Raw genomic sequence first — 20,989 nt, forward strand, 5'->3', positions numbered from 1 at the left:
GCTGGAGAGCGGTCCCGAGTTGGGCACCCGGATGCCGAATTCGAATTTACCCATGCCTCGTGCTCCTAGGGTTCGGTGATGCCGATGCGGTCGTACTTCAGGTGGCGGTTGTACCAGTCCACCACCCCGCCGGCGATCTGGTCGAAGTAGTCGTTGTAGACCCCGTAGTGGGTGGTCTTCTTCAGCATGACGAGCTTCTTGGGCTCGCCCGCCTTCTCGTACATGCGGACGGAATGCTCCTCGGGCGTGGTGGCGTCGTACTCCACCGCGACGAACAGCACGCCCCGAGGCGAGATCTTGTGGACCACGTCCTCCGGGGCGTAGTCCAGGATCGCGTCGGCGCACTGCAGCGGCATCTGGTTGGGGATTTTGGAGGCGACTTCCTTCTTGATGTTGGTGGTCTTGCGCTCCGGGGTCTGGACCATGATCTCCTCGCGCGCCGCTACCAGCTCGCCCGAACCGTTCAGCACCCGCTGCCGGCGGTCTTCCTCGATGCGCTTGAGGTAGTCGATCCATTCGTACTCCCGGCGCATGGAATGGAGCCAGTCGCGGCCGTTGCAGACGCCGAGGTAGCACACTACGGCCTTGACCCGCTCGTCGGTGCCGCCCACCAGCACGGCGTTGCCGCCGCCGGTGCCGCCGGAGCCGTAGGTGGCGATGCGGTCGGAGTCCACGTCGTCGCGGGTCTCCATGTAGGTGATGGCGTTGCGGATGTCCTCGGCTTGCCAGGTGGGCATGACCCAGCCCTTCTGCGGGCCCTCGCTCTGCCCCCAGCCGCGGTAGTCGAAGCACAGGCACGCGTAGCCCGCCTCGCACAACCGCTCGAACATCAGGATGTAGTGCTTGGCGTCCTTGAGTCCCAGAAAGCCCGGACCCTGGACGATGCCCGGCCAGGGCTTTCCCTGGTCGCCGTCGGGCAGGTAAAGGGTCCCGTGGACCTTGTAGCCTTCGCTGTAGAAGTAGACGTCCTCTGTTCGCATGTGGTTCTCCCAGGGAGCCTCCGGTCGGGGGCGACGCGCCGGTCGCCGGCACGGCGCCCCCAGCCGCGGGCTTCCGGACCCCGACTCCTCCGCCTAGGCGCGCACCGCCGGCAGGACTTCCTTGCCCAGCAGCTCGATCTGCTCGTACCAGTCCTCGTAGCGGAACCGGAGGTCGTAGACGATGTGGTTGAGACCGCCTTCCTCGTAACGCTGCGTATCGCGGACGATGTCCTCCGGCGTGCCCGCCAGCAGCAGTCCCTCGATGTCCTTGAGCTCGGAGAAGGTCCCGGACGCGGGCTTGACCCAGGTGGGCTTCTTGTTGCCCTCGTTGATGAGACCGGGCGCGTTGACCTTGCTCACCGCGGTGTCCTTGTCCTTGGCGATGCTGGTGATGGGGATGGCCCCGGTGGTCACCATGGGCTTGCCGGCCTTGTCGCACAGGTCGTGCAGGTACTTGATGCACTTGTGGAACGTAGCCAGCGGGATCCGTCCGGGCATCCACCCGTCGCAGTAGTCCACGGCGCGCCGGCACGAGGCCGGGGTGCCGCCACCGTACCAGATGGGGATGGGGGCCAGGGGCGTGGGCTTCAGCTCGACGTCCTCGAAGGAGTAGTACTCGTCCTCGTAGTTCACCTTTTCGCCGGCCCACAGCCGACGCACGAGGTTGGAGTTGACCTTGGCCATGTTGAAGCGGTCCTCGCGGGTGTTCTTGAGCCCCGCCGCGGCGAACTCGTGCTGGAACGTTCCCGCGCCGATGCCCATGATTACCTTGCCGTCGGCCAGGACGCTCAGGGCCGCCATGCACTGGGCGAGGTGGATGGGGTGGCGGTGGGAGATCATCGTACCGGTCCCCAGGATCAGCTTCTTGCACACCGACGAAATCGCCGACAGGATCGCGACGCATTCGATATGGGTGTTGTCCGTGCCCTCCATGCCGTGGGGCTCGAAGACCAGGTGGTCACGGACCCAGACGGAGTCGAATCCCAACGACTCGGCCAGCTTCGATCCCTCGATGCACTTCTCCACCGATCCCTGATCCCCGAAATGGGGCAGCAACAGTCCGAACTTCAGTTTCGTCGCCATGCTCAAACCTCCTTGCGGCTTCCTTTGGATATTGACTTGGCTGGCTCGGGGAGGGACGCTCACCCGTCCCCGCAACCGGCTCGCCGGAAACAATTGGCCGAAACGGCGCCGTCAAGCGCCATTTCGATTCATCAACTTGGGGATGCTGTTGCTGCGAAGGACCATGAACAATGCGGCCGGGGAGGAGCATTGTTGGACCGCATCGCGGCAGTGACGCCCTGCACGATGTTCCGAGCCGAAAAACTTTTTATAGACTCCGCTCGCGAACACTGTCAAGCGTGTGCCCAGCGCGCCGGATCACAAGTCAGCCGCCGGCACAGGCTTAGGGTCGTGCAGCGACGAAGTCAGGTCCGGGAGCTGTGGGCGGGACGGTGAGGGTCACGGACACTCTTGCTCGCTCGTCACCGAGGGGGACCGCGGGCGGTCGAGGGCGGCGCGAGTCTGGGCGAGGTACGTGCGGCTGACCGGAACCATGTGTCCGCCCGTGAGCTGCAGGAACATGCGTTGGTTGCGCTTGGTCCAGCCGCTCACGTGTCGAAGCGAAACCCAATAGGATCGGTGTACGCGGATCCCCTCGTTGGCCAGTTCATTGATGGCGTCGGCGAAACGCATCAGCAGGGTGCAATGGCCGGTGGCGGTGACGACCTCCACGTAGTGGTCGCTCATCTTGAGGTAGACGACGTCCTCGCCGGCGTCCGCGGGCAGACGGCGAAGAAACGGAGACCGGGGTGCCGCGGTGTCCCGGTCGACCGCGACAGGAGACCCCGTGTAACCGTGGAGGGTGTCCGTCGGGGCCGGTTCGGGCAGGGTCTCGGTCCACGGATCACCGGCAGCCTCGTTCTTGAAACGTTGGCTGACCAGGTAGTGGACGACAGCCCCGCATATCAGGACGGAAAACGTCAGGAACAGGTACACGGTCGGCCAGTCGTCGCGTGCCAATATTGCAGGGGAAAGCAGTGTGTCGACGCCGTAGGCGATGGCCGTGGTTGTCGGCGTGGCGATGAACGTGGCCCCGACAACCGCCAGCGTAATGCCCAGCGGACTCCAGAACCGCGTGAGGTAGAGCGTGACCACGTACTCGGCGTAGCACAGGGGCACAGACAAGGCCGAGCACAGGCTGAGATAGACCGTGCGTTGGGTCCAGGTGAGTTCATTCGTGCCCAAGGGGCATATGACGGTGTACGCGCCCAGATAGAGACCCAACAGGATCAGGACCCTCTTGAAGATATAGGGGCTTAGTGCTTCGCGATACGCGGCTTCCCAAGGATGTCTCTTGTCGCCGTCCACCTCATCATCCGAAACCGACGAAGAGTACGAACTGCCCATGTTCCACCACTTCATTCGCTAGAAGGCTCTTCTCGGGGTAAACTTCTCTTCTCAGGATAAACTTATTTGACCGATCGATTATTGTCAACAGTGGATTTCGGACGCAGCCGCCCGCCTTCTTGTGGTAGGAGCGGAATTCGTCTAGAAAATGCACAGGTTAACGGACACGCTCGCCGCGCGGCGGGCAGGGAGAGGAAACGATGAGCGACTTTTATAGTGAATGGTTGAGCGCCACCGAACGGAACGAGCAGTTTGTCGAGAACGCGCCGCGAGTCGCGCGCCACAAGGAGCTGGAGTGGATCAAGACGCGGCAGGACGCCAGGGCTGCGTTGATGATCGCGCCCGAGAAAGGCTTCCCTACCGGCGGCAGCATGATGATGCGGGCGGAGATTCCCGTGGGATGGCACACCGGGCGTCACAGCCACGGCGAGGAAGCCATCTACGTCGAGAGCGGCACCGGTTTCATGGTGCTCGACGGGAAGCGCTATGACTTCGGGCCGGGCACGGTCCTCCACGTGCCCTATCGTTCCGAACACCAGTTGTTCAATACCGGCGACGTCCCGGTGGGGTACATATCCGGGCTCGCCTGGCACCTGGAGGCCTCCGTCTACATGGGCCGCATGGATCAGTTCGAGGACTGCGGCCCCAACGATTCGGCGGCGCTGGAGGCCATCGGACCGGAAGAATCACAGGACTGGCCGGAAGACGGCCGGCGCATCTCCATGCACCAGGACCAGCACGAGCTTTCGGCCGAGTCCAAGCACGGCGCCACCTACTTCCTCATGGGCCGCAGCGGCAACCGCAACGGCTTCAAGGCCACCGCCGCGGCCATCAGCTCCATCTTCGTCGAGCTGCCGCGTTCGAAGAGCCACAGCCACGCCCACCCCGAGGCGTATCTCTACGCGCTCATGGGAGCCGGCTACTCGGAGATCGGCGGCAAGCAGTACACCTGGGAGCAGGGGGACGCCGTCCACGTGCCCCCGGGCATGATGCACCACCAGCACTTCAACCCCAGCGACGGCGAGACCCGCGAGCTGCGCTTCGAGTTCGGGATCCGCTACTGGCTGGTGGACCAGTGGAAGGGGTACACCACCATCGACAAGCATCTGAAGGCCATGTCGATGGACGAGGACGACGAGGACAAGTAGCCCGGCCGTCAATCCGCCCGCGCGACAATCCGTTCCACGCGGACGCGCCGGGCGGGTTTCCGACGCGGGCGGCTACTCGCCGATCCCCGCCAGATCCAGCAGAAACGCGTATTCCAGGGCGATCTCGCGGTAGCGCTTGAAGCGTCCGGACGCGCCGCCGTGCCCGGCTTCCATGTTGGTCTTGAGCAGCAGCCGGTTCCCATCGGTCTTGGTGGCGCGCAGCCTGGCCACCCACTTGGCCGGCTCCCAGTACTGCACCTGGGAGTCGTGCAGGCCGGTGGTCACCAGCATGTGCGGGTAGTCCCTTGCCGCGACGTTGTCGTAGGGCGAGTAGGACAGGATGTAGTCGTAGAACTCCTTGTCATTGGGGTTGCCCCACTCGTCGTACTCGCCCGTTGTGAGGGGGATGTCCGGGTCCAGCATGGTGGTGACCACGTCCACGAACGGCACCTGCGCCACCACCCCCTTGAAGAGGTCCGGCCGCAGGTTCACCACCGCCCCCATCAAGAGGCCGCCGGCGCTCCCGCCCATGGCGAAGAGCCGTTCCCGCGACGTATAGCGCTGCTCGACCAGGTGCTCGGCGCACGCGATGAAGTCCGTGAACGTGTTCTTCTTCCGGAGCAGCCTGCCGTCCTCGTACCACGCCCGCCCCATCTCCTCGCCGCCGCGGATGTGGGCGATGGCGAAGACGAAGCCACGGTCGAGCAGGCTCAGGCGCGCCGAGCCGAAGCCGGCGTCGAGGCTGTGGCCGTAGGAGCCGTAGCCGTAGAGGAGCAGCGGGCGGCGGCCGTCCCGTTCCATCCCCTTGCGGTACACCAGCGAGATGGGCACCCGGGCGCCGTCCCCGGCGGTGGCGTGGAGCCGCTCGGTGCGGTAGTCGCCGCTGTCGAAACCGCCCAGCACCTCCTCCTGCTTGAGCAGGGTCTTCTCCCGCGTCACCATGTCGTAGTCGTAGATGGAGCTGGGCGTGGTCATGGAGGTGTAGCCGTAGCGCAGCACCGTGGTGTCGAACTCCGGGTTGACGCTGGTGCCGGCGGCGTAGGCGGGCTCGCCGAACTCCAAGTAGTGCTCCGACGAGCCGTCCCACGGCATGATGCGGATGCGCATCAGCCCGTCGTGCCGTTCCTCCAGCACCAGGTGGTCGCGGAACACCTCGAAGCCCTCCAGCAGCACGTCGGGGCGGTGCGGGATGACTTCCTCCCAGTGCTCCTTGCCGGTACGGTCCAGGGGCGTCGACACGAGCCGGAAGTTCCTGGCCTCGTGGTTGGTGTGGATGAAGAAGCGGTCCTCGAAGTGGTCCACGGCGTGTTCGTGTCCCCGTTCCCGCGGCACGAAGACGGTGAACGCGCCGGTGGGGTCGCCGGCGTCCAGGTAGCGGTACTCGCTGCTCAGGGTCTGGGAGGAGACGATCATCAGGTATCGCTTGGACTTCGTCTTGAACACGTGGGCCGAGAAGGTGTCGTCGGCCTCCTCGTAGACGAGCACGTCCTCCGCCGGATCGGTTCCCAGCACGTGGCGGTAGATGCGGCACGAGCGCAGGGTCTCGGGGTCCTGCTTGGCGTAGAAGAGGGTGCGGTCGTCGTTGGCCCAGGTGACGTTGCTGGTCACCTCCGGGATGACGTCGGGCAGCGTCTCGCCGGTGGCGAGGTCCTTGAAACGGATGGTGTAGATGCGCCGCCCCTGGGTATCCTCCGTGTACGCCAGCAGATCCTGCCCGAAGCTCACCGCGATCCTCCCCACCGAGAAGAACTCGTGGCCCTCGGCGAGCGTGTTGACGTCGAGCATCAGCTCTTCCGGGTTCTCCAGGGACTCGCGCTTGCGCGCGTACAGCGGATACTCCCGGCCCTCCTCGAAACGGGTGTAATAGTAGTAGTCGTCCCGCCGGTAGGGCACGGACATGTCCGTCTGCTTGATGCGTCCCTTGATCTCCTCGAACAGGGACTCCTCAAGCCCCTGGACGTGGGCCATGACCTCCTTGGTGTGGGCGTTTTCCGCCTCCAGATAGGTCACGGTGTCGGGGTTGTCCCGTTCCCGCAGCCAGTAATAGTCGTCGGTGCGCACGTGACCGTGTTGCTCGAGTCTCTTGGGAACGATCTTGGCGGTGGGTGGATTGAGGGTGCGTTCCATGCGTCCACCTTAGCAGAATTCGCCGCGCCCACGAACGCGGCGCGCTCTCGCATTCCGTCGCCAAAGGCTGTAGTGTCGCGTCTGGCCTGTGCGCAACCGGAAAGGACACCGGGAGAGGAGGGCGTCATGGTGACCAGGGCCGTCAAGGAGTTCGAAGTCCATCCCTACGTGCAGTTCATGAGCGACCGGTTCGGCGCGTATGACCGCTGGATCGAGTCCGAGGGGTTGCCGGTGGTGAGCGGCTCCCACGTCCAGGACGTGCGCCGCATGGAGTTGGGCGCGTGGCCGCGCCGTGGCGGCAAGGGCGCCTACCTGTCGTTCTCGGACCAGCGCGTGGCCGACGGCTACGTGTGCGAGATCGCCGCGGGGGCAAGCCTCGAGCCCCAGCGGCACCTGTTCGAGGAGATCGTGCTCATCACCCAAGGGCGCGGCGCGACCACGGTGTGGTACGATGAGGCGCGCAAGCGCACCTTCGAGTGGGAAACCGGGAGCCTGTTCGCCATCCCGCTGAACGCCTGGCACCAGCACTTCAACGCCAGCGGCCGGGAACCGGCGCGCTACTTCGCCCTCACCAGCGCCCCGGTGGTGTTCGAGCTCTACCGGGACCCGGGCTTCATCTTCAACACGGACCACGTCTTCAAGGACCGCTTCGACCCGGCCCAGGAGGACTTCTTCAGCCGCGACGGGAAGTACAACACCGACTATTACGGCGGCATCCTGGAGAACAACTTCATCAGCAACATCCGCGACATCAAGCTGGTGCCGCGGGAGAAGCGCGGCAAGGGCAACCGCAACATGTACATCCACATGGCCGGCAGCACCATGCTCGCCCACGTCTCGCAGTTCCCGGTGGGGACCTACAAGAAGGCCCACCGGCACGGCCCCGGCGCCCACATCTACATGCTCGACTCCACGGGCTACTCGCTCATGTGGCAGGAGGGCGAGAAGCCCCAGCGCTTCGACTGGCAGGAAGGCACGGTGATGTCGCCGCCGGCGGGGAGCTGGCACCAGCACTACAACACGGGCCCCGAGCCCTGCCGGTTCGTGGCCCTGCACGCCTCCACCGCCGTTCAGGGCGAGGAGCGGGGCGTCGAGCAGATCGAGTTCGAGGACGAGGACCGGGCGTTGCGGCAGATGTACGAAGACGAGTGCGCGCGCAACGGCGTCACGGCACGGATGTGACGAAAGGAGCAGTCATGAGCGAGAGCACGCCCAGGAAAGCCCGTGCCATGGGCATCAACCACGTGGTTCTGGAGGTAGGGGACCTGGACGAGGCGTTGGAGTTCTACGGCGCCATCTTCGACTTCACCCTGCGCGGCCGGAGCGACCACAACGCCTTCATCGACCTCGGCGACCAGTTCATCCAGTTGAGCCTGGGCAAGACCCAGGAGGCCGACGGGAAGCGCCACTTCGGTTTCGTGGTAGACGACCGGGAGCCGGTGCGCGCCGCCCTCGATCGCCTCGGCGTCGAGCCCCTGGACCAGCGCCTCAACTTCCGCGACCCCTGGGGCAACCGCATCGAGGTGGTGCCCTATGACGACGTCCAGTTCTCCAAGGCGCCCAACGTGCTCAACGGCATGGGCCTCGGCGGACTGAAGAAGACGACTGGCGCCGTCGAGGAACTCACCAAGAAGGGGATGGCGCCGAACTGACGTCCGGCGCCACCAAGCCCGTCTTCAGGGTTTCGGCTTCTTGAAACCCGTCAGGATTTGCAGGTACTCGCGGATGTCCGGCGCCATGGTGTCGAAACCGATCAATGCCTTGCGGATCTCCTCGGGCGACACGTAGTCGACCGCGAGGTCCGCTTTCTTGGCATCGGCGAGGAAGGCGGAATTCTCCGTCACGGACTTGAACGCCTTTTGCAGGATCGCGACCCGGTCCTTGGGCGTGCCCGGCGGCAGCGTGAAGATGCGCGTGATGCCGTTCTGCAGGTTCCAGACCTTGAACGCCTCCAGGTTCTTGCCGGTCAACACATCCTGGAACAGCGGCAGGTCCTTGACCTCGGGGTTGCCGCGCCGCTGGGCGATGATGAACGGAATGAGCTTCCTGTCGCCGGTGTTGTCGAGCATGCTGCGGGCCGTGATCCTCATGGAGTCCCAGGTCCAGCACGCGCCGTCCACCTCGCCCTTGTCCATGGCCAACCGCACCCGGGCGGTGCCGCCGTACCCCGTGATGCTCTTGAACTTGGTGCCCAGGTCCCGGTTCAGGAACAGAAACGGGTCGGTGGTGATCCCCGGGGCGCGTGTGCCGCCCATCTTGAGCTCCCGCCCCGACTTGACGATGTCGTCCAGTGTCTTGAGTCCGGTGCGCCCCATGATCGCGCACGCCACCGCGTCCCGCGTCGGCACCCCGATGATCTCGAAACGCCGGGGAACGATCTTCACCTTCTTGTCGCCCATGGCGTGGGCCAGCACCAGTCCCGGACTCCACACCCCCAAGGTCAGCCCGTCGGGTTTGGCCTTCTTGTAGATGAAATTCGCCGTCACCAGGCTCCCCGCGCCGGGCAGGTTCTGCACCACCGGGGTCGGACTCCCTGGAATGTACTGCCTGATGTAGCGGGCGACGAAACGGGTGTAGGTGTCGTAGCCCCCGCCCGGCGAGAAGCCCACCAGCATGCGCAGGTTCTTGCCCTTGTAGAATTCCTCCGCCCCCACCGCGGCATGGCCCAGGACGAGCCCCAGCACCACGGCCAGCGACATGATCATGCGAATCATCGGCAACCTCCTTGGAGTAATTTCCGGTCTTGCGCCCGATTGGACCGGCTACCCGTAACAGCGTGCTTTTCGTGTGTCAACCTGCGGTGTTCACGCGGCCATTAAGCCTTTGAGTACTGGGCATGGGGGTGACCGCCTCTTCCGAGACTTGGGCGGTACGTTCGCGAACTACCCTTTGAATGAACAAGATCAGGGGTTCAGGACGACGCGGCTCAGCCGACGCCAACGACTGTCTTGGCGCAGACTGGGTTTTGCCTCCCCGATTGCCTCGACGACGAGATCCAGCTTGTAAGGTACTTGATCGGGATCGTCCGGAACCAGCTTGTCAATAAGGGCCAGCGTGGCATCCGGGAAACGCGTTGCCGGCGCGTCGTCCGCCGCCAAGTCTCCCTGGCCCAGGGGAATGGCAAACAGGCCGCCCTTACGGATCGGGATGAGATGTGGCGATATGGTACGAACCACCTCCGGGAACATGTCTCCAGCGTTTTCCACGAGATCCGCGAATCGACGCGATGTCTCTTCCGTCCGAAAGCGATCCTCCCGTGGACAAGCCTTTTCTACGAAAGGCTTGCCAAAGCGGCGCCACTTCTTCGGGTCGCCGTCGAGCACCGTGTGGTTAAGGAAGTCGATGCTGTGCGCACGCCCCGCGTCATTAGTTTCTTGAAGCGCACGACGAGCTTCGTCGTAAGAGACGTACGCCGAATTCTTCCGTCGCCAAAAACATGCCAGGACGAGAAACTCGTGAAGGCGGAGAAATGCCTCGTCCGACCAACCCCATCTCGACGCATGGGCGAACACGTTCAAGAAGTGCGGCTTCAGTAATGAGAACAGAGAGGGGGGCTCGGACGGAACCGTGGAGTTGGCCGGACGAGCTGGGTCATCGTCAAGGCCATACTCCAGGAGAGGATCAAAGTCCGGTTGTGCACCGACGGGATCGCGACCAATGTCGCCGTACCGGACACGGTGGTCAAACACGCAAAGCCATTCGCCGGAGGGTGGCCGATCGGCATCCGCGAACAGCTTGGCACCAACGTCAGTTCTGACGAGTGACGCGACCTGACCACGTTCATGCGGGGAGAGTTTTCGCGGCCCCCTTCTTGCGAGATCCACGACCGTCCGGCGCCAAGCCAAGGGATCGTCTGCTCGATCCGCCCAAGCAGAAAGAGTGCTCCACAGTGCCGTATGGCTGTCCGTAGAGGGGTAGGCTAGAGCGCGGACTCCGCTGTCACGCCAGCGAGGCTGGACTTCTTCCTGGGCACCGCTGTCGAATGCAAAGAGTCTAACGGCACGACCTTGTCCGCCAGCGTGAAGGCCTTGAAGGAGGTATCTCACCGGTGGATCATTGGCGGAGTACCCAAGCAGTACGACGATATACTGGTCGAGCAGGGCGCTTACGAAACGGGTGGCCCAACCCTCCGCCAAGTACGCCCGCCCGAAGTCAGAACTGCTGACGACGAGATTTTGGCGACCCTCGCCGCGGTTGATCCTGTTGTCTATCCGTCCGTGGAGATAGACATGCCGTCGAATGACTGCATGCCGGTCAGATCCGGTAGCGCAGGCGCGACGTGGGTCTTCAATCTTTGTTGGCCGGCTTTTTCGAACAGGCGATCGAAGTTGGTAGTGACGATCTGAGGCTTGCCGTTGCTGCTCCGTGACAAGCGAAGGACCGTCTCATGAGTCGACAAATTCGCGCCGCGCGGCGTCTTGAGTCTCTTGGCGATCAGGTAATCAACCTCGCTCGCGGGGTATTCTTGCTGAAGCAAATTGAATATCTGATCGAGGGAGGGACGGGCTCCGACAGGGATCGTCTTGTCTTCCCACATCGACAGCATCTTCCGCGACTGAGCGTTGGCGGATGCACCGAGTTGTTCGACGACGAACTTCGCCAAATCCCGAAAATCCGGCATTCCGGAAGGATAGGAGACCCCGGCGCCGCACAGGAAAACGACCTGCCCGTTGTCCCGTTCTTCGAGCAACTCGTCGGGGATGTTTGGTCCTTCCGGAAGGAAGCGCATCGTTGATCAAATCGGGTGGGCTTACTGTGCTGCTCGACTGGGTTGCGGCAGGAAGTATGGGTTTGATCAGTTCGCCGGATCTACCGCGGCGGAGACGCGGGCGATTCGGTGGTTCTTGACTTGGTGTTCGATGACGTACGGCGAAACACCATATTCCACCGCCAACTCGTCGATGTCGTCGGCATCGACGACAGGTTGCGGGATTCTGTCTCGTAGTCCAGAAGCGGGCGCGAGAAACTCGGCTGCGAAGGCACGGTTGCGTTGTTGCCGCTCCGAGTAGGTCTTCGTGAGCAGCGTATCGAAGTCCGGCGACAGCAAGACTTCCCCGAGGGCGCGGCAAAAATGAAAACGTTGGCTGTCGCCACGAAGTGCCCGCAAAGCAAACGCCGGGCTCCCGTCGTCCGTGCGGGTGATGATGCCGTCTACCAGCGCCGGCCAGCCGCTTGAGGCCGCCAGCGGTCTGGTTACTTTGCGGATTGAACCAGCATCTTCGCCGAGAGCTTCCGCCAAGTGCGGCATGGTGGGCAATGGTTGGCCGTCTAGATTCAGGTGTTGGCGGAGCCGCCGCGCGCAGTTGTACCCAGCGTGCCACGGGTACCCGACACCCCGAGGCTGTGCGTCAGGGAGAAATTCAAGGTGTTCGTGAAAGATGCCCAAGGATAATGGTACTGCGATTTCATCGGGATAGGCTTCATGACGCAAGGATAGAATGCGGTGTAGAGGTAGGCTCCGGTGTTTCTTTGTCCTCCACAACGCGTCTGCAATCCCGAACCATTCCTCGTCCGAGTCTTCCGCATTGACGGCGGGAACGGCTTCGCCCAGCAATCTACCCAGACTGTCTGCGAACATGATCACCCAGTGAGACTGGCGGTCGTCGAGAGCGTAGGGATCCCAACCCAACCCGGCGGCTGTTTGGCAGAACTGTGCTTCGTCCTTGTCCGCCGTTTGGATTGCTTCCCATTCTTCCTGGAGGAAGGTGCCGTCGACGCCCATAGATACAAGCCGTCGGATCACCCGGTCAATGACGTCGGCGCAACGTTCACGAAACTCGTCGCTGTCCATCCACAGTTCGCCCTGTTCCAGGAACTCTACCTTGGTCCAAGGGCTTTGGTCCCGTTTCCAGGTGAGATGGGTCCAAGAGCCGGAGGAAACGACATCAAGGCTGGGGAATGCATACCCTTCTCGGTTGGCGCCGAGCGAATGTCGGCGATGGAAGTCGGGATTTCCTTCCTTCGCGGGACTCCCGAACTCGTGTGTCAGGAACCACCAGTTGGTAACCAGCCACTCCGCCAAGGGGTAGATCGGGACGTAGACAAAGTCACGGACGGTTTTCGCCCGGGTATCCAGTACACGGGTCACAACCGAGTCGGCGGCCTTGATCTGCAGCGAAGCCCAAGTCGCGCACAACTCCGGTCCCCTGACCCCTTCTGCGTCGACCCAATCAAATTCAATGCTAAGTGGCGGCATAGAGCGACTCGATGCCCTTCGGCCATTCATCAATGTCCAGCGGATATCCCTTGTATGAACCGCTCCCGCGGTTCACCAGCCGAGCCTCAAAGACAGTGTCGCCGTGCATGTACCACACATAACGCGGGAATTCTCCCTCCCACGGAGAGCCGACAGCCCCCCGGCGAATCGCCGACCGCAGCCATTCAGAGACCATTTCGCGGTCCGTGACGTCCCGAGGACAGCAAGAAGCGTCTGCGCGGAGTTGAGGCTGGCCCGCGAAGCTTGGAATGTCTTTGTGCTCCCTGCTTCCCTCGCGCTGCCAAGCGAAACCGAAGGGCGGGTACAGCAGAACTGCGCTAAGCGTTCTTGGTAGTCTCGTTCCGGACGGTCTCGTTGAGGGAGCCGGTGCGGTAGCCCTGGAGGTCGATGCTGACGTAGGTGAAGCCGGCGTCCTTGAAGCGCCGGAGGATCTCCTCGCGCACGTCCGGACGCAGCAGCTTGTCGAATTCGTCCGGCGCCACCTCGATGCGCGCCAGCTCGTCGTGGTAGCGCACCCGGTGGACGCGGAAACCAAGTTCGCGGAGCACCCGCTCGCAGCGGTTCACCTGGGTGAGCTTCTCGGGGGTGATGGCGGTGCCGTAGGGGAATCGGCTGGAGAGGCACGCCAGGGCGGGCTTGTCCCAGACCCGGAGCCCCATGCGCCGGGCGGCCTCGCGGATGTCCGCCTTGGTGAAGCCCAACTCGTCCAGCGGCGAGCGCACGCCGCGCTCGCGCGCCGCTTTCCGGCCGGGACGGTGGTCGCCGCGGTCGTCCAGGTTGAAGCCGTCGAGCACATGCGGGATGCCCAACGCCGCGGCCTCGTCGATGGCCTTGCCGTAGAGTTCGGTCTTGCAGAAATAGCAGCGGTTGACGGGGTTGGCGGCGTAGCGCGGATCGTCCAGTTCGTAGGTGTCGATGAGCAGGTGCCGGGCGCCGATGCTCTCCGCCAGGCCGCGGGCGTCCGCTCCCTCCTCGGGCGCGAGGCTGGGAGAGACCGCGGTGAGCGCCAGGGCGTTGTCCCCCAGTACGTTCACCGCCTCGGCCAGCAGGTAGCCGGAGTCGACGCCGCCGGAGAAACAGACCACCACGTGGCCCATTTCCCGCAGCAGCGCCTGAAGCCCGGTTACCTTTTGCGCCAGTTCGGCGTCCTCGAAAGGGTGATGCCCTAGCTCCGCTCCGTGAGCCCCCCGCACCCCTCCGTCATTCCCGCGAAAGCGGGAATCCAGGAAGGGTGGTGTGAAGGAGCCCTTCATCGACGTCAGGACCGATGTCCTCGCCCTACGGCGTCGACTTCACCTTCGGCCGCTCCAGCAGCGAGTCGCGCCAACGCTTGACGTTGGGCAGGTCCTCGGTGATGGACGTCCGGTAGGAGTCCTCACGGGTGAAGAACGGGATGTAGGTGATGTCCGCCAGCGAGTAGTCGTCGACGATGTAGTCGCGGCCGGCCATGCGTTTCTCCAGCGTCTCCAGGTGCTCCCGCAGGCGCCTCTTGTTCTTCTCGACCTCGTGGTCGTGGCGGATGTTGCCCGCCGCGGCCTGGAGCCGGGTGTTGCAGAAGTCGATCCAGATGCGCACCTCGGCGCGCTTCGTCAGGTCCTTGGGCATCAGCGGCACCTCGGGGAACTTCTCGTCCAGGTACTCGTTGATGACCGCCGATTCGTAGATCACCGCGTCTCCGTCCACCAGCACGGGGACCTTGCCGTAGGGGTTCAGCGTGACCAGCTCTTTGGACTTGTTCTTGAGGTCGCACTCGACCAGGTCGTAGGGGATGTCTTTCTCTGCCAGGACAAGCCTTGTCCTGTGGGCGTACGGTCAAGGACCGTAGGACAGTAGTCGCAACATGTCTTCCTCCTTCGAAGCCGCGGCCCGCTCCAGTGCCGGCCGCCGTTCGGGCGGGCTCGAAACCTGCCCCCGTTCCAAATCTATGCGATGATCGGCTCCTTCACCGGCGTATGGCTGGGGCGCCGCGGCACCCGCGTGCGCGGCTTGCCGTCCACCTGGGAGTTGCCCGCGCCGAACAGCAGCAGACGGTCTCCGCCCGTGTTGCACAGTTGGTAAGGCTGGCCCGATTTCAGCAGGATCGTGTCGTGGGGATTCAGGACGAACTCGTCCTCGGGCGTCCGCACCGTGCACTGGCCTTCGAGGACCATGAAGATATGGTCGTCATTTTCGTGGTAGTGCATGTCGTCCTGCATGTTCGCTTCGCAGTTGATGGTCCAGTAATAGGCCAGGTCCGTGCGCCACAGCTTGAGATGGCGGACCTCCGGGTTTGCCTTGGCCTCCTCGATGGGGTTCTTCACCTCGTACATGCGCCTGTCCTCCTTCCGACTCCGGGGTGGCGGCTACTTGTTCGCCACCAGCTTGCCGTGGGTGCCGTCGCAGTAGGGCCGGGTCTTCGACCGCCAGCACGAGCAGATGGCCATGGTCCGGGGCCTGTCCACGGTGATCTCCCGCGGCGTGATGGACGTCACCTTGTGCGAGCCGTCGCAGAACGGGAAGTTCTGGGTGCGCCCGCACATGCAGTAGAACCGGCTCGGAGACTCCTGCCGGACGATCACCGGCTCGATCAGATCATCGTACGCCAAACCCATGCGAGGTCCTCCCTTGGTACGTGCGCCTTCGGTCAACCGGGAAACCACTTGATCCGCTGACCACCGACGCCTCAAACATATACTCCAGTTTGCCGCGGAGAGCCAGACGAAGGCCGTGCCGTATCTGCCACGGTCACACCAGCAGGCCCATGACCGTACCGGCGTCGACGACATGGAGACGGTGCTCAGTGTCCTCGGGCATCCGCTCCGGAACGAACAGCGCCTGGTGCAGCTCGATATCCTCGGCTCCCGCAAGGTCGCCGAGGTGGACGGGTACGTCCGCGCCGGGGACCTTGACCGGCTGCGTCGTCCACTTGGCCTCGCCCACCAGCAGTCGCTTGCCGTCCACCGAGCGTGCGACGATGTCGAGTTCCGGGGCGTTGCCGCGCCAGTATCGCAGCGCCGGCTCCCACGGACCCAGCCGGCCCAGGGTCGTATCGGAACGGTGAAGAAGGGGCACCGCGCTGCGGCACAGCTCCTCCCAGGCAAGAGCCTCAAGGCCGCGCCGGTGCCGCTGCCAGTACGCGAGCCGCGTCTCCGGGGGCGCGGCGGCCAGGGCCGCCCGATGCGGGGCGACTACCCGGAACCACAGGCGCAGAAAGGGATCGTCGATTCGGTAGAGGCTGCGTTTGCCGGACTTCGGGTCGGTTCCGAACGGCGTGTCGCGGCGTACGAGACCCATCTCCGCGAGTGAGGCGAGTGGCCGCGACAGACTGGAAGCCGGCTTGCCGAGACGGCCCGCGATCTCGCTGACCCGGTGCGCCCCGTTGCCGATGACGTCCAGCAAGGGGCGCAACGCCGTGGCCGGAGGGGTCTCCTCCCGCAACAGCCGATCAGGTTCTCCATGAAGCGGACCCGCGGGGTCGAGAACCAGAGCGTCCAACGCGGCTTCGATGTCGTTTCCGAACGGTTCGGCAAGCTCCCAGTAGCGAGGTATGCCTCCCCATAGCGCATAGACGGTCACCAGGTCGCGATGCCTGTCGAAGGGGAAAGCCTCGGCGAGATGCCCCGGCGGCAAGGGGCCGACCGCAAAGGCTTCGGCAGCCCGGCCGTAGAGCGGCGCCGTGGAGTCGAGTATCACGCTGTGCATCATGCGCTGACTCGATCCGCACACGGCCAGCCGCAACCGCCGCTCCGGGCGGTCCAGCCAGTTCTGCAAGACTCCGGGCAGCGCGGGGTCCGCCTCGATCAGATAGGGCAGCTCGTCGAGCACCCACGGCCCCTCCCAGCCGGCGCGGTCAGCCTCGGCCGAAACCCGCGTTAAAAACGAGCGCCAGTCCGGGTACTCGACGTCGGCAAACCCCGGGAATCGTTCAGCGACGGCCGTCGCCAAGTAGCGCCGCTGCACGGGCGAGGACGACTGATCCGCCACCGTATACAGGCCGTCGTGACCCTGCGACCACTCGATGAGCAATCGCGATTTCCCGATCCGCCGGCGTCCCCAGATGACCGCGAAAGCGCCGGCCCGGGACAACACATGGTCCAGCCGCTCCATTTCGTGGCGACGGTCGAGGAACTGCATTGTCTTATTATGCTGAAAAACATTATGTTATTCAACATAATAATCAAGAAGCGCTGACATATTTCAGCGAATCCACCAGCCCCGAAGACGAAGCCTCCCGGTTGTCTTTCAGGCTGACGCGCCGGCCTCGGTATCCACTTGGCCTGACACCGCCTTTCGGAAGATCTCGTTCAACCGCGCACGAATGGCCTCCGGTTCCAGAAGGCGGGGCGTCCCAGGCCCGAGAAGGCTTCACCGTGCGGCGGGAGTGTTGGCCGACCTCCTCACCCCTGGATTCCCGCTTTCGCGGGAATGACGATTCAGGGGGTTGTTGCCTTTCTCAGATGGGGTTTGACACAGCCTGTTTCACGGGAATGACGGGTCGGCCTTTCGTGCCCTGAAGTTGTCGTGGGTGCCCTTAGTTGACACCCCTCAACCCATATATTACGCTGCCTTCCCAGCCTCCGCATGACTCTCCTGACAGGACCGTGCGCGGCATTGTGACCGATTGACCATGGGTAGCGAGACGCTCTGGCCGCTGGGTCTGTACTTTCTGATTGCTCTCGTTGTGGCGGGAAGCATGATCGGGTTGTCGTTCGTCCTGGGCGAGCGGCACAAGGACCGCGCCACCGGGCAGCCGTACGAGTCGGGCATCCTCTCCACCGGCTCGGCGCGCGTGCGCCTGTCGGTGAAGTTCTACATCGTCGCGATGCTGTTCGTGATCTTCGACCTCGAAGCGGTATTCATCTTCGCCTACGCCGTGGCATACGAGGAGGTGGGCTGGGCCGGCTACGCCGGCATGGTGGTGTTCGTGGCGATTCTGGTGGTGGCGCTGATCTACGAATACCGCATGGGCGCGCTCGACTGGGAGCCCATCCGTCTGAGGCGGGCCAAGGCCGGTCGGGAAAGGATCGGCACTTGATGCAATGGTCGCTGTCCAAACCCCAGGCCGCGGAGCCGCAGAGGGGCGCCTTCGACGACGCCATACGGCGGCTTCTGGTGATGGCGCGCCTCGAGGACTTGGTGCGGTGGGGGCGCAAGAACTCCATGTGGCCGTTCCACTTCGGGCTCTCCTGCTGCTTCGTGGAAATGGCCACGAGCCTCACCAGCAAGTTCGACGTCGCCCGCTTCGGCGCCGAGGTCATCCGCGGCACGCCGCGGGAGGCGGACGTCATCGTGATCGCCGGCACCCCCTTCATCAAGATGGCGCCGGTGGTGCGGCGCCTGTACGAGCAGATGATGGAGCCCCGCTGGGTGATCTCCATGGGCGCGTGCGCCAACTCCGGCGGCATGTACGACATCTACAGTGTGGTCCAGGGGGTGGACAAGATCCTTCCCGTGGACGTGTATGTGCCGGGATGCCCGCCCGCTCCCTGGGCCTTCCTGGAGGCGTTGACCCTGTTGCAGAAGGCCGTGGGCAACGAGCGCCGGCCCCTGAGCTGGATGGTGGGTCCCCAGGGCGTGGAGAAGGCGGTGCTGCCCGCCATGCGCGACGTCAAGCGGCCCGACCGGGTTCGCGCCACGAGCCTGCGCACGCCGGACGAAGTCTAGTGTCCTGTCTCACAAATGGCGTTGTGAAGATGCGCGGGCATTTTTGTCGTCGGCAAGGCGCGATGACGAGCAGTGGCGGGCACCACGCGAGGAAGACCCCTGGGTCAAGCCCGAGGGTGACGTAACGCAGCCGACGGCGAAAAGGACCCGCAGATTCATGACGCCATTTGTGGGACAGGACACTAGCCATGAGTGACGCCCCCGCCGCGGTCGCGGAGCTCGAAGGCCGCTTCGGCGCCGATGCCTTCACGGTGCAGGAGACCCGTTCCGGCTTTCCCACCCTGTGGACGTCACGGGACAACCTCCCGGCTTTCCTGAGGTTTCTCAAGACCGAGGTGCCGCGCCCCTTCGGCACGCTGTACGACCTCACCGCCATCGACGAGCGCTTCCGCAAGCACCGCGACGGCCAGCCCGAGAGCGATTTCACCGTCCTTTACCATCTCCTTTCCTACGAGCGGAACGAGGACCTGTGCATCAAGGTGGCGCTGCCGGACGGCGACGCCGCGCTGCCCACGGCCACCGGTCTGTGGCCCTCGGCCAACTGGTACGAGCGCGAGGTGTGGGACATGTTCGGCGTGCGCTTCGACGGACACCCGGCGCTGCGCCGCATTCTCATGCCGCTCACTTGGGAGGGCCACCCGCTGCGCAAGGAGCATCCGGCCCGGGCCACGGAGATGGGTCCGTTCCAGCTTCCCGACGAACGTCAGGACCGGGAGCAGGAGGCGCTGCGCTTCCGCCCGGAGGACTGGGGCATGAAGCGCACCCGCGAGGGGTCGGACTTCATGTTCCTGAACGTCGGCCCGCAACACCCCGGCACCCATGGGGTCATCCGCATCATCCTGCAGCTCGACGGCGAGGAGATCGTCGACTGCCTGCCCGAGATCGGCTTCCACCACCGCGGCGCCGAGAAGATGGGCGAGCGCCAGTCGTGGCACTCGTTCATCCCCTACACCGACCGTATCGACTACCTCGGCGGGGTCATGAACAACCTGGCCTACGTCCTGTCGGTGGAGCAGTTGGCCGGCATCGACGTGCCGCACCGCGCCCAGGTGATCCGCGTGATGATGTGCGAGCTGTTCCGCATCGCCAGCCACCTGGTGTGGTACGGCACCTTCGCCCAGGACGTGGGCTCTCTCTCCGCGGTGTTCTACACGTTCAACGACCGCGAGCGCATCTTCGACATCGTCCAGGCGGTGTGCGGCGGACGCATGCATCCGAGCTGGTTCCGCATCGGCGGCGTGGCCCACGACCTGCCCAAGGGCTGGCAGGCCATGGTGCGGGACTTTGTCAACTACATGCCGGACCGGCTCGCGGAATACGACAAGATCGTGATGCAGAACCGCATCTTCAAGGCGCGCACCCAGGGCATCGGCGCGTACACCGCGGAGGAGGCCATCGACTGGGGCGTCACCGGCCCCGGCCTCCGCGCCTGCGGCTACGAGTGGGACTTCCGCAAGAAGCGGCCCTACTCGGGCTACGACCAGTTCGACTTCGACGTTCCCATCGCCCGGAAGGGCGACTGCTACGACCGCGCGCTGGTGCGCGTCGAGGAGATACGCCAGAGCCTGCGCATCATCGACCAGTGTCTCAAGAACATGCCCGCCGGGCACTACAAGTCGGATCATCCCCTGGCCACGCCGCCGCGCAAGGAGCGCACGATGCACGACATCGAGACGCTCATCAACCACTTCCTGAGCGTGAGCTGGGGGCCGGTGATCCCGGCCGGGGAATCCTTCGTGGGCATCGAGGCCACCAAGGGCAACAACGGCTACCGCCTGGTGAGCGACGGCGGCACCATCCCGTACCGGGTGCGCATCCGCACGCCGTCCTTCGCCCACATGCAGATGATCCCGCTCATGAGCCGCGGCGTCATGGTGCCGGACCTGCTGGCGATCCTGGGCAGCATCGACTTCGTGCTGGCGGACATAGACCGATGAAGGACGCGAAGCGAAGTCGAAGGGCGACGACGACATGCTGACGCAAGACGAGCGCGAGAGGATCCGGGCCGAGGCCGCCCACTACGACCACCCCCAGGCCGCGTGCGTGGAGGCGCTGAAGATCGTCCAGGAGCACCATCGCTGGGTGTCGGACGAGCACCTGAAGGAAATCGCCGCGCTGCTGGACATGAGCCCGGAGGCGCTGGACAGCGTCGCCACCTTCTACAACCTGATCTTCCGCAAGCCGGTGGGCGAGAACGTCATCCTCCTGTGCGACAGCGTGAGTTGCTGGATCATGGGTTACGAGGGTATTCGTGCCCATCTCAAGGAACACCTCGGCGTGGAGTTGGGGGAGACCACCGCGGACGGCAAGTTCACGCTGCTCCCCATGGCTTGCCTGGGCACCTGCGACCGGGGGCCGGCGATGATGGTGGGGAACGAGCTGTACCGCAACCTGGACAACGACAAGGTGGACGAGATACTTGCCCGCTACCGGCATCCGTCGGGTGCCTGACCGGACTGGACGAT

The 20,989-nt window shown here is 64.2% G+C and carries 20 protein-coding genes and 1 pseudogene; 7 read left to right on the top strand and 14 right to left on the bottom strand.

The window, feature by feature from the left end:
* Positions 1–65: 65 nt before the first annotated feature.
* The 3 genes from OXU42_09620 to OXU42_09630 form a co-directional block, all read right to left on the bottom strand.
* Positions 66–980: an alpha/beta hydrolase gene (locus OXU42_09620; protein MDE0029643.1), complete on the bottom strand. Its 915-nt coding sequence runs from the start codon at positions 978–980 to the stop codon at positions 66–68.
* 93 nt (positions 981–1,073) lie between these two features.
* Entirely contained in the window at positions 1,074–2,063 is a 990-nt protein-coding gene (locus OXU42_09625; GenBank protein MDE0029644.1) for an LLM class flavin-dependent oxidoreductase, read from the bottom strand.
* A 378-nt stretch (positions 2,064–2,441) separates the two neighbouring features.
* Complete coding sequence (locus tag OXU42_09630; GenBank protein ID MDE0029645.1) at positions 2,442–3,404, bottom strand: LytTR family DNA-binding domain-containing protein; 963 nt, start codon at positions 3,402–3,404, stop codon at positions 2,442–2,444.
* 185 nt (positions 3,405–3,589) lie between these two features.
* Here OXU42_09630 and OXU42_09635 point away from each other — a divergent pair, with 185 nt between their 5' ends.
* Positions 3,590–4,537, top strand: a complete 948-nt coding sequence (locus OXU42_09635; protein ID MDE0029646.1) for a cupin domain-containing protein — start codon at positions 3,590–3,592, stop codon at positions 4,535–4,537.
* Between the two features lie 72 nt (positions 4,538–4,609).
* Here the strand turns inward: OXU42_09635 and OXU42_09640 are convergent, their stop codons facing one another.
* Positions 4,610–6,664 carry a S9 family peptidase gene (locus tag OXU42_09640; GenBank protein ID MDE0029647.1) on the bottom strand — a complete coding sequence of 685 codons (2,055 nt, stop codon included), beginning with the start codon at positions 6,662–6,664 and terminating at the stop codon, positions 4,610–4,612.
* Between the two features lie 126 nt (positions 6,665–6,790).
* Between OXU42_09640 and OXU42_09645 the strand changes: the two genes are divergently transcribed.
* Both OXU42_09645 and OXU42_09650 read left to right on the top strand, forming a co-directional pair.
* Positions 6,791–7,846 carry a cupin domain-containing protein gene (locus OXU42_09645; GenBank protein MDE0029648.1) on the top strand — a complete coding sequence of 352 codons (1,056 nt, stop codon included), beginning with the start codon at positions 6,791–6,793 and terminating at the stop codon, positions 7,844–7,846.
* 14 nt (positions 7,847–7,860) lie between these two features.
* Positions 7,861–8,316 carry a VOC family protein gene (locus tag OXU42_09650; protein MDE0029649.1) on the top strand — a complete coding sequence of 152 codons (456 nt, stop codon included), beginning with the start codon at positions 7,861–7,863 and terminating at the stop codon, positions 8,314–8,316.
* Between the two features lie 24 nt (positions 8,317–8,340).
* On the opposite strand, the gene OXU42_09655 is transcribed toward OXU42_09650, so the two are convergent.
* From OXU42_09655 to OXU42_09700, 10 genes and pseudogenes are all read right to left on the bottom strand, one after another.
* Positions 8,341–9,378 (bottom strand): hypothetical protein, encoded by a 1,038-nt coding sequence (locus OXU42_09655; GenBank protein ID MDE0029650.1) that lies wholly within the window; start codon positions 9,376–9,378, stop codon positions 8,341–8,343.
* 189 nt (positions 9,379–9,567) lie between these two features.
* Positions 9,568–10,488, bottom strand: coding sequence for a hypothetical protein (locus tag OXU42_09660; GenBank protein ID MDE0029651.1), 921 nt, complete (start codon positions 10,486–10,488; stop codon positions 9,568–9,570).
* Between the two features lie 383 nt (positions 10,489–10,871).
* On the bottom strand, positions 10,872–11,393 hold the full coding sequence (locus tag OXU42_09665) for a hypothetical protein (protein ID MDE0029652.1): 522 nt from the start codon (positions 11,391–11,393) through the stop codon (positions 10,872–10,874).
* A 66-nt stretch (positions 11,394–11,459) separates the two neighbouring features.
* On the bottom strand, positions 11,460–12,860 hold the full coding sequence (locus OXU42_09670; GenBank protein MDE0029653.1) for an ImmA/IrrE family metallo-endopeptidase: 1,401 nt from the start codon (positions 12,858–12,860) through the stop codon (positions 11,460–11,462).
* Between the two features lie 338 nt (positions 12,861–13,198).
* Positions 13,199–14,074 (bottom strand): ATP-dependent sacrificial sulfur transferase LarE, encoded by an 876-nt coding sequence (gene larE / locus OXU42_09675; protein MDE0029654.1) that lies wholly within the window; start codon positions 14,072–14,074, stop codon positions 13,199–13,201.
* Between the two features lie 85 nt (positions 14,075–14,159).
* Positions 14,160–14,486, bottom strand: a complete 327-nt coding sequence (locus tag OXU42_09680) for a glutathione binding-like protein (protein MDE0029655.1) — start codon at positions 14,484–14,486, stop codon at positions 14,160–14,162.
* A 21-nt stretch (positions 14,487–14,507) separates the two neighbouring features.
* Positions 14,508–14,678, bottom strand: a pseudogene (locus OXU42_09685) (glutathione S-transferase N-terminal domain-containing protein).
* Positions 14,679–14,803: 125 nt separating this feature from the next.
* Positions 14,804–15,190: a cupin domain-containing protein gene (locus tag OXU42_09690; protein MDE0029656.1), complete on the bottom strand. Its 387-nt coding sequence runs from the start codon at positions 15,188–15,190 to the stop codon at positions 14,804–14,806.
* 33 nt (positions 15,191–15,223) lie between these two features.
* Entirely contained in the window at positions 15,224–15,472 is a 249-nt protein-coding gene (locus tag OXU42_09695; protein MDE0029657.1) for a CDGSH iron-sulfur domain-containing protein, read from the bottom strand.
* A 133-nt stretch (positions 15,473–15,605) separates the two neighbouring features.
* The gene (locus OXU42_09700) at positions 15,606–16,994 is read right to left on the bottom strand and encodes an ATP-binding protein (protein MDE0029658.1); all 1,389 of its coding nucleotides are present in this window, start codon (positions 16,992–16,994) and stop codon (positions 15,606–15,608) included.
* A 493-nt stretch (positions 16,995–17,487) separates the two neighbouring features.
* Here OXU42_09700 and ndhC point away from each other — a divergent pair, with 493 nt between their 5' ends.
* The 4 genes from ndhC (at position 17,488) to nuoE (ending at position 20,975) form a co-directional block, all read left to right on the top strand.
* Positions 17,488–17,895 (top strand): NADH-quinone oxidoreductase subunit A, encoded by a 408-nt coding sequence (ndhC, locus tag OXU42_09705; GenBank protein MDE0029659.1) that lies wholly within the window; start codon positions 17,488–17,490, stop codon positions 17,893–17,895.
* On the top strand, positions 17,895–18,524 hold the full coding sequence (locus OXU42_09710) for an NADH-quinone oxidoreductase subunit B (protein ID MDE0029660.1): 630 nt from the start codon (positions 17,895–17,897) through the stop codon (positions 18,522–18,524). Before ndhC ends, OXU42_09710 begins: the two co-directional genes overlap by 1 nt.
* 188 nt (positions 18,525–18,712) lie before the next feature.
* Positions 18,713–20,461: an NADH-quinone oxidoreductase subunit C/D gene (nuoC, locus tag OXU42_09715; protein MDE0029661.1), complete on the top strand. Its 1,749-nt coding sequence runs from the start codon at positions 18,713–18,715 to the stop codon at positions 20,459–20,461.
* Positions 20,462–20,495: 34 nt separating this feature from the next.
* Complete coding sequence (gene nuoE / locus OXU42_09720) at positions 20,496–20,975, top strand: NADH-quinone oxidoreductase subunit NuoE (protein MDE0029662.1); 480 nt, start codon at positions 20,496–20,498, stop codon at positions 20,973–20,975.
* The last annotated feature ends 14 nt before the right edge of the window (positions 20,976–20,989 follow it).

This window comes from Deltaproteobacteria bacterium (genome assembly GCA_028818775.1).
Classification (GTDB): domain Bacteria; phylum Desulfobacterota; class Binatia; order UBA9968; family JAJDTQ01; genus JAJDTQ01.